Raw genomic sequence first — 15,746 nt, 5'->3', positions numbered from 1 at the left:
TAACTTTTTGGGGGCAGTGTAACTTCGAGGTTTTTTTATTTTATAAACTCCCAAGCTCTAATTTCGGCCCAAGAATGTTTATTGTTTTCTAATGGAAAACCACAATGTCCACCATATTTTGGCATTTCGAAAGTGCAAAATGTATGATTTTTAAAACGTTCGATAGGATAACAATCTTTCCCTAAAAAAGGATCATTTGCAGCGTTGACAATCAAACATGGTGTTTTGATATGATCTAAAACAGTTGCAGGCGAAGCTTTGTGATAGTAATCTTCTTTGCTGCTATAACCATGCATTGGTGCAGTAAAATAATCATCAATTTCATCAAATGTTTTGATCTTATCAATCATTTTTTCATTCAGAACTCCTGGAAATTGTTTTGCTTTTACTTTAAATTTTGGAACTAAAGTGCGTTTGAAATTTTTAAAATAAATTGTATTCGGAAATATTTTCAATGTGTCAGCACATGATTTTAGAGAAATTGGTGCAGAAAAAACAACAGCAGATTTTATCTTGTTCGAAACTTCATAACCTCCAAGATAATTCAAAACCAAAGCACCACCCATCGAATAGCCAATCAAATAAACTTCTTGATAATTTTCTTTCAACGCTTTTTCTACAACTCTGTGTACATCATCAATTGATCCATGATGATACAAACGACAAGTGTCATTCATTTCGCCTCCACAAGAGCGATGATTCCAAGCCAGAATATTAAATCCTTTATCATAAAAATAATCTGAACACGAATTAAGATACGTTCGTTTCGAATCGCCTTCTAATCCGTGAAAAAGTATAACTAATTTGTCTTTATTTTCTTGAAATCGCCAATCCAAATTCAGAAAATCGCCATCATCGGTTTCCATTTTTTCTCTTGTGTAATCTGGAACAGGATATTTCTTGAATTTCGCTGGAATAATAGTAGAAAGATGCGCATTTCGATTGATGAAATTAGGTGTAGGGTAAGTAGAATGTTCGATGTAAGGCATTTAAAATATTTTTACGTCAACTAAAAAATCCTTTTTAATTTCTTCATTTATATTAGCTAGAATCTTTGATTTTCCCATCAATAATTCTTGTCGCATCGCAGGAGAATTAATTTTTACATACAAAACTCTTTGTCTTACTTCAACTCGGTCCGTATATTTCTCGAAAAATTTTCCCATTACCGTTTGCCAAGCCTCTTCTGCTTTGACTTCCCAAATCAATTCTTCTTTTCCACTTTGTTTAATGAAATGCTCCAAAGCTTGACCAAGCGTTTGCTGATTACTTCTTTTTTCGTACTTTTTCATAAACGGAAAACTTTACTTTCAGAATTAATTTGTTTAATGATTTGCTCTGTTCTTTCGGGATGTGTATCGGTAATAAAGATTTGTCCAAAACGTTCTTCGTTCACTAATTTAATCAGTTGTGTTACACGGTGTTCATCCAATTTGTCAAAAATATCGTCCAATAATAATAATGGAGTGATGTTTAATGAAGATTTGATAACTTCTAATTGGGCTAATTTCAATGCAATTAAATACGATTTTTGTTGACCTTGCGAACCAAATTTCTTGATTGGATAATTGGTAATCGTAAACAATAAATCATCTTTATGTATTCCGGCTGTCGAATATTGCGTCGAACGATCTTTGTACAAAGCTTTTTTCAGAACCGTTTCAAAAGGTGCATCATTTAATTGCGAAACATATTCGATGTTCACTTTTTCTCGACCTTCTGAAATTTCATTGTAATATTTTAGGAAAGCTTCCAAAAAAGTTTGAATAAATTCTTTTCGAACTTCATGTATTTTCTTTCCTAAATGAATCAATTCTTCATCATAAATTTCCAAAGAAGTTGAATCAAATGTATTATTTGCAGCAAAGTATTTTAGCAAGGCATTTCGTTGAACTAAAACCTTGTTGTATCGCATCAAATCAGCTAAATATTGCTTATTCGATTGCGAAATAATATTATCCAAAAATTTGCGTCGAACTTCACTTCCTTCTTTGATTAAATCACTGTCATAAGGTGAAATCATCACTAAAGGATATTGACCAATATGATCAGAAATACGATCATACGATTTAGAATTTCGTTTTAATTGTTTGGGCTGACCAGAACGAACCAAGCAAAAAATCACATCAGCAGATTCATTTCGATCAAAAGTACCTTCTAATGTAAAAAAATCACAATCAAACTGAATATTCATCGCATCCGAATGATTCAGATACGATTTACTTAAAGCCAAATAGTGAATAGCATCCAAAATATTGGTTTTGCCTTTTCCATTTTGTCCTACAAAAGCATTAATTTTTGGTGAAAATTCGAAATTATTTTCATCAAAATTCTTGAATTGTCGCGCTTTAAGTTCTTTCAAATACATAAAAGCAAAATTACGATATTAATTAAGATTTATAAGATTGATTTGTGTAGTGATTGTCAAGCTGAATTTATTTCAGCTTCTCATCCTCTTTTTAATTTTGTATAGAATTATCATTCAGAGCTTGTTTCAGAATCTTTCTGCAGCATAATTTATTTTTTAATAACGTGATGTGAACCTGAAACGAGTTCAGGTTGACTTTATGAATTTTAATTAAATTCTTTCTAAAACAATGATTTTGAAACAAAATGTCGTGTTAAAAATCAAAATGATGTATTTTTGCATCTTTATAAGTAAGATTTAGAAAAATGGCAATTCAAAAACCATCGATTCCCAAAGGGACAAGAGATTTCTCGCCTTTAGAAGTGAATCGTCGTCAATATATTATCAATACGATTAAGAAACAATTCGTGTTATTCGGATTTTCTCCAATCGAAACACCTTCATTTGAGAATTTATCAACTTTAACAGGTAAATATGGAGAAGAAGGAGATCGATTAATTTTCAAGATTTTAAATTCTGGAGATTATTTAGCAAAAGTTGATGAGCAATTGTTAACAGATAGAAATAGTCAAAAAGTAATTGCGCAAATTTCTGAAAAAGCGTTGCGCTACGATTTAACTGTGCCTTTCGCACGTTATGTGGTGCAACATCAAAATGAAATTACATTTCCTTTCAAACGTTACCAAATTCAACCAGTTTGGCGTGCCGATCGTCCTCAAAAAGGTCGTTTCCGTGAGTTTTTTCAATGTGATGCAGATGTTGTAGGTTCGGATTCGTTATTACAAGAAGTTGATTTTGTACAATTGTATGATTCGGTTTTTACAGAATTAAAAACGCCAGTTGAAATTCATATCAACAATCGTAAAATTTTATCAGGTTTAGCAGAAGTAGCAGATATTTCGGCTCAATTGATTGATTTTACAGTGGCTTTAGATAAGTTGGATAAAATTGGTGAAGAAGCGGTAAAAGAAGAAATGCGTGGAAAAGGAATTTCTGATTCTGCCATCGAAATTTTATCACCTTTATTCTCAATGAACGGTGATTATAAAACTCAATTTGCACAATTAAAAGAAATTTTAAAATCTTCGGAAACTGGATTAAAAGGAATTGAAGAATTAGAATTTGTTTTTGAAAATACAACAAATATTGGTTTACAATCGGCTGAATTAGTTTTGAACTTGACATTAGCACGTGGTTTAGATTATTATACTGGAGCTATTTTCGAAGTGAAAGCGAAAATCGGAGAATTCTCTTCATCTATTGGTGGAGGAGGTCGCTACGATGATTTGACAGGAATTTTTGGATTGAAAGATATTTCTGGAGTAGGAATTTCTTTTGGATTAGATCGTACATATTTAGTTTTAGAAGAAAATAATTTATTCCCAGCTTTAGAAGATTCAACAAATATCCAAGCATTGTTCATTAATTTCGGAACGAAAGAAGCTGCTGAGGCAATGAAATTGGTAAAACAATTACGTCAAAGTGGAATTAATACAGAGGTTTATCCTGATGATGCAAAAATGAAAAAGCAAATGGGATATGCTGATAAAAAAAGAATTAAGAAAGTAATTCTTTTGGGTGAAAAAGAAATTGCTGAGCAAAAAGCGACAGTAAAAGATATGATTTCGGGAGAACAAACCGAAGTTGCTTTTGCTGATTTGGCTAACGCATTGTCTTAATATGTCTTAATTCAAATCTATTCAATATATTTGCAAACTATTTAATCAAGAATATAAAATGAGTTTATTAACAGTTGGTACAGTTGCCTTTGATAAATTAGAATCTCCTTTCGGGAAAACAGATAAAATCTTAGGTGGTGCCGCTACATATATCGGTATGGCGTCTTCTTTATTGGGCGTGGATACTGCAATCGTTTCAGTTGTTGGTGGAGATTTTCCTCAAGAATACATCGATTTATTAATTTCAAAAGGAATTAATTTAGATGGAATGGAAATCGTAAAAGAAGGAAAAACATTCTTTTGGGAAGGTAAATACCATAATGATTTGAACACACGTGATACGTTAGCCACAGAATTGAATGTTTTAGAAACGTTTAATCCAGTTGTTCCTCAAGATCGTAAATCTCCAGACGTTTTGATGTTAGGAAATTTACATCCATTGGTACAAAAAGGAGTGTTGACACAATTAGATAATCGTCCAGGTTTGGTTGTTTTAGATACAATGAACTTTTGGATGGATTGTGCTTGGAATGAGTTGATGGATGTGATCAAAGATGTTGATGTAATTTCTATTAATGACGAAGAAGCGCGTCAAATGTCAGGTGAATATAGTTTAGTGAAAGCTGCTAAAAAAATCATGACATTCGGACCAAAAACAGTTATCATCAAAAAAGGTGAACATGGAGCTTTATTATTCCAAGAAGAACAAGTTTTCTTTGCACCAGCTTTACCATTAGAAGATGTTTTCGATCCAACAGGAGCAGGAGATACATTTGCAGGAGGTTTCTCCGGATACTTAGCAAAAACAAACGATTTTTCTTTCGATAACATGAAACGTGCAATTGTTTACGGATCTGCATTAGCATCTGTAACATGTGAAAAATTCGGTACTGAATCATTAGGAGATTTAACACGTGATGGTTTAGCTGAACGTTTGAAAGAATTCAAAAAATTAATGGATTTCTCAATTAATTTATAAGAGAATTATTCATCAAAATATTTAAAGCCTTGCATTTGCAAGGCTTTTTTGTTTTATATTAGATTGTAAATTATTTATATGCAGATTATTCTTGAAATAATTTTTATTGCGATTAGTGAACTTATAATAGAAATTTTTGGAATACGAGTTCGATATATTATTTTAAAACTATTTAATCCAAAGTTAAATTTTGAGGAATTTTCTCAAAATGAATCAGGTTGGCATAAATTTTATAATGCAGTAGTAGGTTTGTTAATTCTAATTGGATTAATATTTGGTGTTGCTTTCTTATATTTTAATTAAAATGAAAAACAAAATTATACATCTTCTCATATTGGCATTTTCCTCTTTACTTTCTGGAATAATGATTTCGAAAATGTCATTCATCGGTAAAATAGGAATCACAATTATTTACAACGAATATACGATCCTGAAATCGTGGTGGAAAACAGCCTTGTTATTATTCGCTATACAAGCTGTTATTTTTATCATATTATCCATTTGGAATGAGAAAACAACGAAACGTTTTAAACGTTTGTTATTGCCTCTCATTTTCCTTTTTATGGGAATTATTGGATTAATTTATTGCTATTACGATTTTACTGAAACCTCACATCGTTTATTGAAAAAGACTTTCCATTTCGGATTTTATATTTTTTGGTTTACGTGGTTTGGGAATTGTATATTTTTTATGACAAAAAAATCTCAAAAAGTAGAAGAAATTCCGCAAGAAACAGAAGTGTATTAAAATAAAAAGCTCATCAAATTTTGATGAGCTTTTGCTTTTGTGACCGAGACAGGATTCAAACCTGTAACCTCTTGAGCCGTAATCAAGTGCGCTATTCAGTTGCGCCACTCGGCCATTCCGGATAAGAAACTATTGTTCTTATTTTGGACTGCAAATATAAAGACTATTTTTGAATCTGCAAATATTTTTTTAAATAAAATTATCCTCGATCTCTATCGCTTATGAGCATCATCATAAAACTCAAAACAAAAAGTGTATCATTTTCGGATGATTGATATTGATTTAATTTAAATTTTCGTCCAAAGAATGAAGGTTCTTTTGATACTTCCATCATTTCTCTTCCTTGTAAATCAGTTAAAACATATTTTGGATTGAAAATATAACCTGAGAAAAATCCTACAACGGGAATTTCTCCAACCATTCCGTCCATCATACGCGTAAAACCACTACGTTCGTTGATTGTAAATAAATGATTATCATTTGCGTCGTAAATATGAAAAGTCGCTTTCCAAAAGGATTTGAAAGTTTTTCGTTTTGCTTTACCAACAACATTTCCGTTCGCATCTGTAATGGTAAAAGTTTGTTGAAAATCGATGATTTTATTCGAACGAAGTTGAAAAAGTTCTTCTTTTTTCGATGAATCACGGTAGATTTTAATCACATCTCGCCACGAAAGAATTTTTTCGCGTACATAAAACACAGGTTGATTATTAGCATCTGTTACAGAAAAATCATTGGAAAAAGTTGCAATATAAAACTTTATATCAAGCGGAAATTTTAGGTTGTTTAAATTCATAAGTATTGAGTAATTTTTATCAAAAATAGATTTTTTTCTGACATAAAAAAAGGTTCAGAATTTCTGAACCTTAAGTTTATAAATAATTTCTTACTTCATCTAAATGTGTAATTGTAGGAACATCATCCATCGAAAAATTATCATCTAATCGATCAAAGAAAATCGCTGACATTCCGAAAGCTTTTGCGCCAACAGCATCCGCAATCCAATCGTCACCAATGTAAATTGATTCATCTTTTTTAGCACCAGATTTTTCCATTGCCAAAGAAAAAATACGAGGATCAGGTTTCAAGATTTTGATTTCGTCTGCATAAGTCACCGTATCAAAAAAACCATTTAATTCTGATGTTTCAATTTTACGTTTCGAAACTTCGATAAATCCATTTGTGATAATGTGTAATTGATATTTTGGTTTCAAATAATCCAACAATTCCATTGCTCCATCCACCACTTCATTGTAATTGGTAATCGTTTCCATGTATTCATCTTCAAAAATCTTTGCTAGAGCATCATTATCAATCCCAAGATTATCAAAAGCTTCTTTGAAACGACGAGCACGTAATTCTTCTTTTGTAATTTTTTTGTCACGAATCAAAGCCCAAAGACCTTCGTTGCTATCGTGATAAAATGGATGAAATTCCTCGAATGTAAAACCATATCTATTTTCTACATCATACTTTTTGTAAAGCTCATCTAGCGCGAATTTTGCATTTTTTCTGAAATCCCAAAGTGTGTTATCAAGATCGAAAAAAACGTGTTTTATTGTGTTCATAAATGCAAAGCTAAGGATTTTATGTAGATTTGCTGATGAAGAAAATATCAATTGAAAGCGAAGTTAGAAAAATTTAAAACGAAGAATGCCAAAGGTGTTTTGTCTTTGTTGGTAGGTAACACAATTACGCAAGTGATTATGTTTATTGGCGGAATTATTTTGGCTCGAATTTATGGTCCAGAAGCATCGGGAACTTACAATGCTTTTTTGAGTTTTGTGGCCATTCTTTCTATTTTGACAACATTTCGTTTAGAGAATATTTTCGTGATTTCGAAATCATCGAAAGCGATTAGAAATTTGTTTACAACCTTATTATTAGTGAGTAGTATTGTAACGATTTTATTCTTTTTGGGTTATGCTATTTTAGAAAAAATTTTCACATTCAAAACCTCCTTATTTATTGTTTTCTTAAGTTGTGTTGCAGGGGTATTTACAGCTTGGAACAATGTACAAAATACGTTGTTTACAAAGTATAAATTATTCAAAAGTATTTCGACTGGATTTGTGATTAATGCGTTGTTTTCGGTTTTTTTTCAGTTCATTTTTTATTGGATAGGCTACAAAGAAACAGGATTGATTTATGGAACAATTTTCGGAACTATTTTGTCTTGTGCATATTATTTTTCAATTACAAAAGGACGATTTTCTTCCATTGACTTTGGGTTGGCTAAACGAACAATTTCTAAGAACAAAGAAATCATAAAATATACATTACCCTCAGAATCGTTGAATGCAATTGCTAACAATTTATTGCCAATTATGATCGCGATTTATTTCTTGAAAGAAGATGTAGCTTTTGTGGGAAATTCAGCTAAAGTTTTGGTTGTTCCTTTGACGTTGCTTTCCAATTCGATGTCGAAAGTTTTCTTTCAGAAATCTGCTGCAATGATTGATCATCGTTCACATCAATTATATGATTTATCGAAAAAAGTGGTGCTGTACAATGTTGGAGCAATTGCTGTTTTTCTTTTGTTGATGAATTGTATCGGAATTTTTATTCTCGAGTGGATGCTTGGACCAGAATGGCGAGGTCTGCATATTATGACGTGGATACTTTCATTTTGGATTTTGTGTCGTTCTGCAATGAATCCTATTCAGCAAATAGTTGTGGTTATCAAGAAAAATCATTACGCACTATACTTCAATATTTATTTGGTTTTCGTCACATTGATTACTTGTGTGATTGGCGGACTAAATAAAAACATACTTTTGACGTTATCTCTATATTCTTTCTTTGCAGGAATGGGCTATTTGGTTCAACTTTACTTTGTAATGAAAGAACTGAAACGTTATAAAAAGTTAGGTGAATAATTCGAGAAAAAATATTTTAGCTTTAGCATCTTGGTATCCGAGTAGAATTTTTTTAGATAATGGAGATTTTATTCAGCGCCATTTACGTTCTATCTCTACTTTAAATAATGTGACGCTTGTTCATGCAGTAAAAGATGAAAATTTAAAATCTAATTTTGAAATAGATGATTCTATCAACCAAAATGTAAGGGAAATAATTGTTTATTTTAAACCATCTTTTTTTCGTCCGTTTAATTTAATCAAACAATTTATAGCTTTTCTGAAAGGAGTTTCTTTGGTTAATAATTTTGATATAATTCATCTCAATGTTGTTTATCCAGCTGGTTTAGTTGCTTTGTTTTTGAAAAATAAATACAAAAAACCAATAGTTTTAACAGAGCATTGGACAGGATTTTCTCCAGAACGTTTTATTTCATTTCCATTTTACAAGAAGTTTTTAATTAAAAAAATACTTAGAAAGGTAGATGTTTTAACGCCTGTTTCAAATGATTTAGCACAGAAAATACTTAAAATTTATCCTATAACAATTGTAAAAATTATTCCAAATGTTGTGGATGTAGAATTGTTTTCGGTAAAAGAAGATTGTAAAATAAAAAGAATAACTTTTTTACATCTTTCGCATTTAGAAAATGAACATAAAAATATTTTAGGAATGTTGAATGTTGTTAAAAAGTTAGTTGATAATGGCTATGATTTTGAATTTCAGATTGGAGGAAATGGAGATTTAACTTTGATTAATAATTTTGTTGAAGAAAATAATTTGTCTGCTTTTGTAAAATCTTTTGGGCGATTACAACATTTTGAAGTGAATCAAAAGATGAAAAATGTGAATTGTTTTGTACTTTTTAGTAATTATGAAAATCAACCTTGTGTACAAATAGAAGCTTTTGCTTCGGGAATTCCTGTTATCGCAAGTGATGTTGGTGGAATTAAAGAATTTATGCCAAATAATTTTGGATTTATTGTGAATAAAAATGATGAATCAGCACTTTATAAAGCAATGGTTGAGGTGATAGAAGGTTATGAATTTGCAACACCAAAGGAATTAAATAATTATGTTTTGAATAATTTTTCTAAGGAAGAAATTGCTCAACAATTTGATGATGTCTACACGAAAGTTTTAGAATGAAAGATTTAATCAAATTCATACAATCCTTTTTACAAAACAATGGTTTTTACGTTTTTTTATCTTTTGTGGTAGAAAAATTAGTGATGTTGATTAATACCATTTTCATTGTAAAAATGATTCCTCAAGATGAATTTGGTCGTATAACACTTATCGCATTTATCATTGGGTTTGTTACGCCATGGAATGGATTAGGTTCATTACAGGTTTTGATGAAATTTGGTGCTGGTGAAGAAAATGAACAAACACGTAAAGACCTAAGTCGAAAATTATTTAGAAATGGTGTTATTAATCAGCTTATTTTATGTAGTCTTTTTATTGTAATTGCTAATTTTTATGCCATAAAATTTGATCATTTATTGTGGATTATTCTCTTGTTTTCTGTTCGTCTTTTGGGCTTATTTTTCCAATCACATCTTACAATTGATTATCGTATAAATGGTTTTAATAAAAAGTTTGCTTCATTAAATATATTGATTAACTGTTTGGGACTGATTTTTACATTTTTCTTAACCATCAACTTTGGAGCAATTGGTTATATGATTTCGCTGGCGATTACACCTTTTATTAGTTTATTTTTCTATTCTAAAACAATTTTACAACAATCAATAAGTGGTTTAAGTGAAATGAATTGGAAAATGATGTGGAAATATGGAAGAATGGAATCTTTGGCTTATTTCGCTTCAGAGTTATTGTTTTCGATTGATATTGGAATGATTGCGATTTTTATGACAGATAAAGATATTGCTTTGTATAAAGTTGCGATTCTTTTGCCTATGAATTTATTATTTATTCCGACTATATTATTTCAAACCGATTTTCCTCGAATTATTAAAAATAGTCAGAACAAGGATTTTCTGAAATTTTATATAAAAAATTATTATAAGCTATTCATTCCTATAGGAATTAGTATTCTTTTAGGAAGTTATTTTCTTAGAGATTTTATAATCGAGTTATTTTTCAATAAAAGTTATTTAACTGGTGGTACAGTTTTTTTTATTGCAACAATAGCAGTTGTTTTAGCAATGTTGTTTAGAGTATTATACATTAACTTGAATAGTACAATAGGAAGATCAGATTGGAATGTAAGAGTATCAATCCTCTCAATTGTTTGTTTAGTTATTTTTGATGCGCTATTAATTCCTTTTTATGGAATAGAAGGAGCAGCTTTAGGTATGTTAATAACTTTCTTAATTTCTGGATTATACGCATATTATTTGTTTAATAAGTATTTAAAAAATATTTAAAAATGTCATTATCAAAAAAAATATCAAAATTTATAAATGGATTTTTTCAAATTTGTAAGAATCCTTGGTTATTAAATATTATCATTGACCAAAATGAAAATTGGGAAAAGAAAACGCCAAATCATTATAAGAAAGGACTAAATCAAGTTTCTTTAGATCAATTATTTCCAAATTTTGACGGAAAATTAGATACAGTTGCTTTTTTAGATGGCGGTTCTTTGATTACAGATTTATTACTGCTGAAAAATGCGTGTAAAGAATTTGAACAATGTAAATATTTCGAAATTGGAACTTGGAGAGGAGAAAGTATTGTTAATTTGATTGATGTTGCTGATGATTTGAATACGTTAGATTTAGATACAAAGGATTATAAAACGTATAACTTTTCACAAGATTATGAAAATGCACATGGTTTTTTTATAAAAGATAAATCTAAAATAAAACAACATTTAGGAGACTCGACTAAATTTGATTTTTCAGGATTGAATAAAAAATTTGATGTAATTTTTATCGATGGAAATCATCGTTTTGATTTTGTAGTTTCGGATACAAAAAATGTTTTTGAACATCTGATTCATGAAAACTCTATCGTTATTTGGCATGATTATGCATTCTCGCCAGAAAAGATACGTTTTGAAATATTGAATGCAATTATAAAAGGAGTTCCTAAACAATTTCATAAAAATCTATATCATGTAGAAAATACAATGTGTGCTATTTATACACCAAAGAATTATGAAGGAAATATTCTTAAACTTTACGATAATCCAAAGAGAATTTTTTCTATAGATTTAAAAATTAATTAATGAGAAACAACATGCTTCTGTAGTAGTTTCTGAATATAAAATTTATAACGATTCTTTTTTATAAAAATTGCTGGGTTAGAAATACAATTATCCATCGGAAGTCGCTGAATATTTGTTGAAATCTCATCGTTTTTTATTCCTGCCGTACCAAATGTAAAATCGGATTTTATAGTATTAAAAAAGTTTATAGAAACTCCATCATCTGTAAAAGGAAAAGAAAAAACTCGATAATCCAAATTAAACTTTTGTTGGATAAAATCTAAACTTTCATTTGTCTCTATAAGTTGTTGTTCAAAAGAAATATCGCGATAATAAGGATGATTCATTGAATGTGCGCCAATTGTAAAGCCTTGATGAATTAATGCTTTAATTTCATTTTCATTCAAATAAATTTCAACATCATTTAGTTTTATTTCTTGTTTTAAAATTAATGAATTAATTTTTTTAAGATCATGAATAGAATAATTTAAAAGTTCTTTTTTAAGGTTATTGTCTGTAATGTTTTCTAAAATGAAAGCAACTTTATACCGATAAAAAACTTCTTGATTGTCAATAAAATTTGGATTGATAAAAAAAGTTGCATCTAAATTTCGTTCTTTTAATATTGGAGCAATTATAGAGTAACATTGTTTCAAACCATCATCAAAACTAAGATGAAAGTAATTTTCTTGAGGAATAGAACCATTTTTTTCGTATAAATCAATTAATTCAATCATAGAAATATTGACATAATTTTTCTGAAAAAAATCTAATTCACGTTGAAATTGATCAATAGATTTTAATGGATATAATTGATCGATATGAATTAATCTTTTATCTGAAACTGTATGGTAAAAAGGAAATATATTTTTTTTGAATAAATTTAATATCATAAAATAGCAGTCTTAACGTTTGTAAGTAATGAATGCAATTAAAACATTTTATAAAAAAATATTTTCCGAAAAGATAAGAATTAATAATAGAAAAAATTTAAAGAAATTGAATGGATTATTTCTGAAAGGAAATAATTTTTATTGTAATTGTTGCGAACAATCTTTTTCTAAGTTTTTGGATAAATCAAACGGTATAGATAACCGAGAAAATGCTGAATGTCCAAATTGTGGTTCATTAGAAAGGACAAGAGTTTTGTTAGAGTTTATAAAAAATGAAACAGATTTATTGGTTAAACCGAATAAATTATTGCATATTGCTCCAGAAGACGCATTGAAAAATATTTTTAAACAGACCGATAATTTACGTTATATCAATGCTGATATTAACATTAATCTTGCTGATGAAGAAATGGATATTACTTCAATAAATTATCCTGATAACACATTTGATTATATAATTTGTTGTCATGTTTTAGGGCATATTCCAAACGAAAAAAAGGCAATTGATGAATTGTTTCGCGTTCTAAAAAAAGGAGGAAAAGCTTTGATTCAAACTCCTATTCATCCAATAAATAATACGTTTGAAAATGCTGAATTTAAGACAGAAGAAGAACGATTAAAAAATTATGGCGAAAAAGATTTATTGAGATTGCATGGACAGGACTTTCAAGAAAGATTAAAACGTGAAAATATAATTGTCGAAAAAATAGATTATCGAAATAAAATTGATCATAATTTAGCAAAGAAACTTTCTGTTGGAAATGGCTATCGTGAATTAATTTTTCTTTGTCAAAAAGTCTAAATTAGAATAGTTTGTATAATGATTTTTTATAGCACCAAAACCTTGCATAAATTTAGCTATAGAAGGAATCATAGAACCTTCGAAATCAAGTGTTAATTCTGAATTAGAAAAGTTTTTGATAATGTAATCTATTATGTAAGCTGATCCAAAATTACTTTTTGAATTCTTATTTCTTGCAAAAGCAAAATTATAAACTCGATTTTTAGAAATCATGATTAGTTGACAACCAATTAAATTTTCTTCTTGATCAAAAATTTCATAAATATTAATAATTTTTTGATTAAATAAACTTTGAATTTTTTCTTGCGAATAGTTTATTAAATTATTTGCGATCAAATATTCATAAGATGAATTTATTTTGAAAAATCGATTTAATTGAGTAACTTTTTCAATGTTATAATTGGATTTTTCTACTTTACGAATTTCATTTTTTCTATTTCTACTGTAATTTGAAAATAAAATTTCATAATCTTGATTCAAATCTAAAATATAATTAACCTTTTTCTGTCCCTTCGGTTCAAACATCTCTGTATTTTCCTCATTAAAAGCATAAGCTCTCACTAAATTTCGATGTAGTTTTTTCTCAAAAAGTTGAAAAGTTTCTTTTGAGAAATTTTCTTGATGAAAAACTCCTAATTGTTGACAATAAATTGGTTGTGTAATAAATTTTATACCAATTTTTTTTGTATATGGCAAAGGCATTATGGCTTCATAATCGTTCAAAACATAACAATCCCAATTGTTTTCAACTAAAGCATCCAAATAAAAAACTTCGGCATAAATGCGGTAATTCACCGATTTGTTGAGACATTCGGTATATTTATTAACATCTAATTTTTTTCGAGAAACTCTTTTTATCATTTAAAAATACTTTCGTAAACTTTTCGCCATTCAGTCCAATCTTCGTTCAAGTTTGATTGGTGGAATAATGTTATAAACGTTCCGTTTGTGGCTTTAATTGTTTGTTTCAATCGTTTTATTTCCTCTAAAGCTTGTTGCGGTGTTAATTTTAAATAATTTTTCAATGTAACATCCATTGCGACAAAAGGATATATTTTTAACAATGTTTGTTGATTTCTTGATAAGTCAAACCATTTGAATGGAGTAGATGTTCCAGCTCTAAAGCCTAATTGATGTGGGAATCCCATGGTGTAATCTTCCAAAATTTCATTTATTAACAATTGTTGATAAGTGTAAGGGAAATTCAATTTAATGAAATGTTGACGTGATTTTTTTATCGGTTGATTGCTAATTTTTTCTAATCGATTAATTTCAATTGTTAATTTATTTTCATCAAAATTAGATTGATAAGAAGGGTGAATTCCAATTTTTGCCCAAGTTGAAATGTTATTTATTAAATTTTTTTGAGCATTATTTTTCCAATGATGATTTTTATCGAAAGTAGAATAATCGCCCAATAACCAAAAGAAAACTGTTTCGATTTGATGTTTTTCAGCTAAAACTTTCAAATAATCAAATGTATCGTAAGGATCTTTTTTTTGCTGATTTAAAATTTTGATTTGATTCTGAAATTCTTTGAAATCACCTTTTAAAATTTTCTTTGAAAGTGAACCAAATTTTATTTTAGGAGAATGATGAAGATATTTCCATGCATAATCTACGTCATGAGTATTAATCTGTTTGAAAACTCTCTGTTTAAAATAAATTTCAGGAAATTTAGACTTTATCTTTTTTTGAATTTCAATACAAATTTCATCTACAATTGGTTTCGAATAATCTAAATCCGAACCTAAAAAACGATTGTGTTTATCAAATTTTTCTGGTTTTGCAATGTATTCTTCATAACGAGAAAGCCAATAAAAACATTTCCCAAATTCGTTTAAAATTGAATAATCAACATTTTCTTGAATGGTAGTTTCCAATAAAATATCATCAACTTTATAATTGATTTCATTTTCTAAAAATTGATTTGAAAAGTTGATTTTTGGTAAAATTGATTGTGAAAACTCATCAAAATCTGTAGTCGTTTTGTAGTCAATTCCAGAAAAATTATGAAAAATAAAATCGAAAATATATTCAATTCGATTCGTTATTTTTTCTGTAAATATGATGATTTTTTGACTCAAAATAGTTTTCAATAAAGCTTAAAGATATCAAATTAGACCATCATCCGCAAATGAATAAAAATCTTTTTGAGAAACAATAATGTGATCTAAAACTTGAATATCTAAAAGAGTGGCACCTTCTTTTATTTTTCGAGTGTCCCGTCCTGAAATAGC

At 28.9% G+C, this 15,746-nt stretch carries 18 protein-coding genes and 1 tRNA gene; 9 read left to right on the top strand and 10 right to left on the bottom strand.

Translation table 11 applies throughout. The annotated features are described in order from the left end of the window. Window positions 1-35 precede the first annotated feature (35 nt). The 3 genes from B4E59_RS13210 to recF are packed head-to-tail and all read right to left on the bottom strand — an operon-like array spanning window position 36 to window position 2,368. Window positions 36-989, bottom strand: a complete 954-nt coding sequence (locus B4E59_RS13210) for a YheT family hydrolase (RefSeq protein ID WP_291049767.1) — start codon at window positions 987-989, stop codon at window positions 36-38. Further along, on the bottom strand, window positions 990-1,292 hold the full coding sequence (locus B4E59_RS13205) for a DciA family protein (protein WP_180905351.1): 303 nt from the start codon (window positions 1,290-1,292) through the stop codon (window positions 990-992). Next, window positions 1,289-2,368, bottom strand: coding sequence for a DNA replication/repair protein RecF (recF, locus tag B4E59_RS13200; RefSeq protein ID WP_280051184.1), 1,080 nt, complete (start codon window positions 2,366-2,368; stop codon window positions 1,289-1,291). Before recF ends, B4E59_RS13205 begins: the two co-directional genes overlap by 4 nt. Window positions 2,369-2,673: 305 nt before the next feature. Between recF and hisS the strand changes: the two genes are divergently transcribed. From hisS to B4E59_RS13180, 4 genes are all read left to right on the top strand, one after another. Beyond that, window positions 2,674-4,047, top strand: coding sequence for a histidine--tRNA ligase (hisS, locus tag B4E59_RS13195; RefSeq protein ID WP_291049760.1), 1,374 nt, complete (start codon window positions 2,674-2,676; stop codon window positions 4,045-4,047). Window positions 4,048-4,105: 58 nt separating this feature from the next. Continuing rightward, window positions 4,106-5,026 (top strand): PfkB family carbohydrate kinase, encoded by a 921-nt coding sequence (locus B4E59_RS13190; RefSeq protein ID WP_291053432.1) that lies wholly within the window; start codon window positions 4,106-4,108, stop codon window positions 5,024-5,026. Between the two features lie 78 nt (window positions 5,027-5,104). After that, a complete protein-coding gene (locus B4E59_RS13185; RefSeq protein ID WP_219033884.1) occupies window positions 5,105-5,329 on the top strand; it encodes a hypothetical protein in 225 nt (74 codons plus the stop codon). A gap of 1 nt (window position 5,330) precedes the next feature. Beyond that, window positions 5,331-5,774 (top strand): hypothetical protein, encoded by a 444-nt coding sequence (locus B4E59_RS13180; protein ID WP_291053430.1) that lies wholly within the window; start codon window positions 5,331-5,333, stop codon window positions 5,772-5,774. A 40-nt stretch (window positions 5,775-5,814) separates the two neighbouring features. Here B4E59_RS13180 and B4E59_RS13175 read toward each other — a convergent pair. The 3 genes from B4E59_RS13175 to B4E59_RS13165 form a co-directional block, all read right to left on the bottom strand. After that, window positions 5,815-5,888, bottom strand: a tRNA-Arg gene (locus B4E59_RS13175). An 85-nt stretch (window positions 5,889-5,973) separates the two neighbouring features. Then, complete coding sequence (locus B4E59_RS13170; protein ID WP_524535947.1) at window positions 5,974-6,570, bottom strand: LURP-one-related family protein; 597 nt, start codon at window positions 6,568-6,570, stop codon at window positions 5,974-5,976. Between the two features lie 76 nt (window positions 6,571-6,646). Continuing rightward, on the bottom strand, window positions 6,647-7,342 hold the full coding sequence (locus B4E59_RS13165; protein WP_286495339.1) for a YjjG family noncanonical pyrimidine nucleotidase: 696 nt from the start codon (window positions 7,340-7,342) through the stop codon (window positions 6,647-6,649). A 51-nt stretch (window positions 7,343-7,393) separates the two neighbouring features. On the opposite strand from B4E59_RS13165, the gene B4E59_RS13160 reads away from it, so the two are divergent. From B4E59_RS13160 to B4E59_RS13145, 4 genes are read left to right on the top strand one after another with little or no spacing between them, the layout of a single operon-like run. After that, window positions 7,394-8,653 carry a lipopolysaccharide biosynthesis protein gene (locus B4E59_RS13160; RefSeq protein WP_291053427.1) on the top strand — a complete coding sequence of 420 codons (1,260 nt, stop codon included), beginning with the start codon at window positions 7,394-7,396 and terminating at the stop codon, window positions 8,651-8,653. Beyond that, window positions 8,646-9,782 (top strand): glycosyltransferase family 4 protein, encoded by a 1,137-nt coding sequence (locus tag B4E59_RS13155; RefSeq protein WP_291053423.1) that lies wholly within the window; start codon window positions 8,646-8,648, stop codon window positions 9,780-9,782. Before B4E59_RS13160 ends, B4E59_RS13155 begins: the two co-directional genes overlap by 8 nt. Then, the gene (locus tag B4E59_RS13150) at window positions 9,779-11,026 is read left to right on the top strand and encodes an MATE family efflux transporter (RefSeq protein WP_291053420.1); all 1,248 of its coding nucleotides are present in this window, start codon (window positions 9,779-9,781) and stop codon (window positions 11,024-11,026) included. The genes B4E59_RS13155 and B4E59_RS13150 overlap by 4 nt, the downstream gene beginning before the upstream one ends. Window positions 11,027-11,028: 2 nt before the next feature. Further along, entirely contained in the window at window positions 11,029-11,832 is an 804-nt protein-coding gene (locus B4E59_RS13145; RefSeq protein WP_125349542.1) for a class I SAM-dependent methyltransferase, read from the top strand. Here B4E59_RS13145 and B4E59_RS13140 read toward each other — a convergent pair. Next, entirely contained in the window at window positions 11,829-12,704 is an 876-nt protein-coding gene (locus B4E59_RS13140) for a polysaccharide deacetylase family protein (RefSeq protein WP_280051190.1), read from the bottom strand. The two genes, B4E59_RS13145 and B4E59_RS13140, sit on opposite strands and share 4 nt — an antisense overlap. A gap of 106 nt (window positions 12,705-12,810) precedes the next feature. Here B4E59_RS13140 and B4E59_RS13135 point away from each other — a divergent pair, with 106 nt between their 5' ends. Then, window positions 12,811-13,506: a class I SAM-dependent methyltransferase gene (locus tag B4E59_RS13135; protein WP_185144150.1), complete on the top strand. Its 696-nt coding sequence runs from the start codon at window positions 12,811-12,813 to the stop codon at window positions 13,504-13,506. On the opposite strand, the gene B4E59_RS13130 is transcribed toward B4E59_RS13135, so the two are convergent. From B4E59_RS13130 to B4E59_RS13120, 3 genes are read right to left on the bottom strand one after another with little or no spacing between them, the layout of a single operon-like run. Next, window positions 13,480-14,367: a hypothetical protein gene (locus B4E59_RS13130; protein WP_219033877.1), complete on the bottom strand. Its 888-nt coding sequence runs from the start codon at window positions 14,365-14,367 to the stop codon at window positions 13,480-13,482. The genes B4E59_RS13135 and B4E59_RS13130 overlap by 27 nt on opposite strands. Further along, complete coding sequence (locus B4E59_RS13125) at window positions 14,364-15,593, bottom strand: polysaccharide deacetylase family protein (RefSeq protein WP_125349538.1); 1,230 nt, start codon at window positions 15,591-15,593, stop codon at window positions 14,364-14,366. The genes B4E59_RS13130 and B4E59_RS13125 overlap by 4 nt, the downstream gene beginning before the upstream one ends. A gap of 27 nt (window positions 15,594-15,620) precedes the next feature. After that, the gene (locus B4E59_RS13120) at window positions 15,621-15,719 is read right to left on the bottom strand and encodes a JAB domain-containing protein (RefSeq protein WP_291053435.1); all 99 of its coding nucleotides are present in this window, start codon (window positions 15,717-15,719) and stop codon (window positions 15,621-15,623) included. Window positions 15,720-15,746 lie beyond the last annotated feature (27 nt).

This window comes from Empedobacter sp. UBA2044 (assembly GCF_002333005.1).
GTDB classification, from domain to species: Bacteria; Bacteroidota; Bacteroidia; order Flavobacteriales; family Weeksellaceae; genus Empedobacter; species Empedobacter falsenii_B.
This window is presented reverse-complemented; position numbering and strand designations above follow the sequence as displayed.

Excerpts from the sequence above, each read along its gene's own strand:
- B4E59_RS13210 (WP_291049767.1), bottom strand. The coding sequence starts at position 989 with ATGCCTTACATCGAACATTCTACTTACCCTACACCTAATTTCATCAAT.
- B4E59_RS13205 (WP_180905351.1), bottom strand. The coding sequence starts at position 1,292 with ATGAAAAAGTACGAAAAAAGAAGTAATCAGCAAACGCTTGGTCAAGCT.
- recF (WP_280051184.1), bottom strand. The coding sequence starts at position 2,368 with ATGTATTTGAAAGAACTTAAAGCGCGACAATTCAAGAATTTTGATGAA.
- hisS (WP_291049760.1), top strand. The coding sequence starts at position 2,674 with ATGGCAATTCAAAAACCATCGATTCCCAAAGGGACAAGAGATTTCTCG.
- B4E59_RS13190 (WP_291053432.1), top strand. The coding sequence starts at position 4,106 with ATGAGTTTATTAACAGTTGGTACAGTTGCCTTTGATAAATTAGAATCT.
- B4E59_RS13185 (WP_219033884.1), top strand. The coding sequence starts at position 5,105 with ATGCAGATTATTCTTGAAATAATTTTTATTGCGATTAGTGAACTTATA.
- B4E59_RS13180 (WP_291053430.1), top strand. The coding sequence starts at position 5,331 with ATGAAAAACAAAATTATACATCTTCTCATATTGGCATTTTCCTCTTTA.
- B4E59_RS13170 (WP_524535947.1), bottom strand. The coding sequence starts at position 6,570 with ATGAATTTAAACAACCTAAAATTTCCGCTTGATATAAAGTTTTATATT.
- B4E59_RS13165 (WP_286495339.1), bottom strand. The coding sequence starts at position 7,342 with ATGAACACAATAAAACACGTTTTTTTCGATCTTGATAACACACTTTGG.
- B4E59_RS13150 (WP_291053420.1), top strand. The coding sequence starts at position 9,779 with ATGAAAGATTTAATCAAATTCATACAATCCTTTTTACAAAACAATGGT.
- B4E59_RS13145 (WP_125349542.1), top strand. The coding sequence starts at position 11,029 with ATGTCATTATCAAAAAAAATATCAAAATTTATAAATGGATTTTTTCAA.
- B4E59_RS13140 (WP_280051190.1), bottom strand. The coding sequence starts at position 12,704 with ATGATATTAAATTTATTCAAAAAAAATATATTTCCTTTTTACCATACA.
- B4E59_RS13130 (WP_219033877.1), bottom strand. The coding sequence starts at position 14,367 with ATGATAAAAAGAGTTTCTCGAAAAAAATTAGATGTTAATAAATATACC.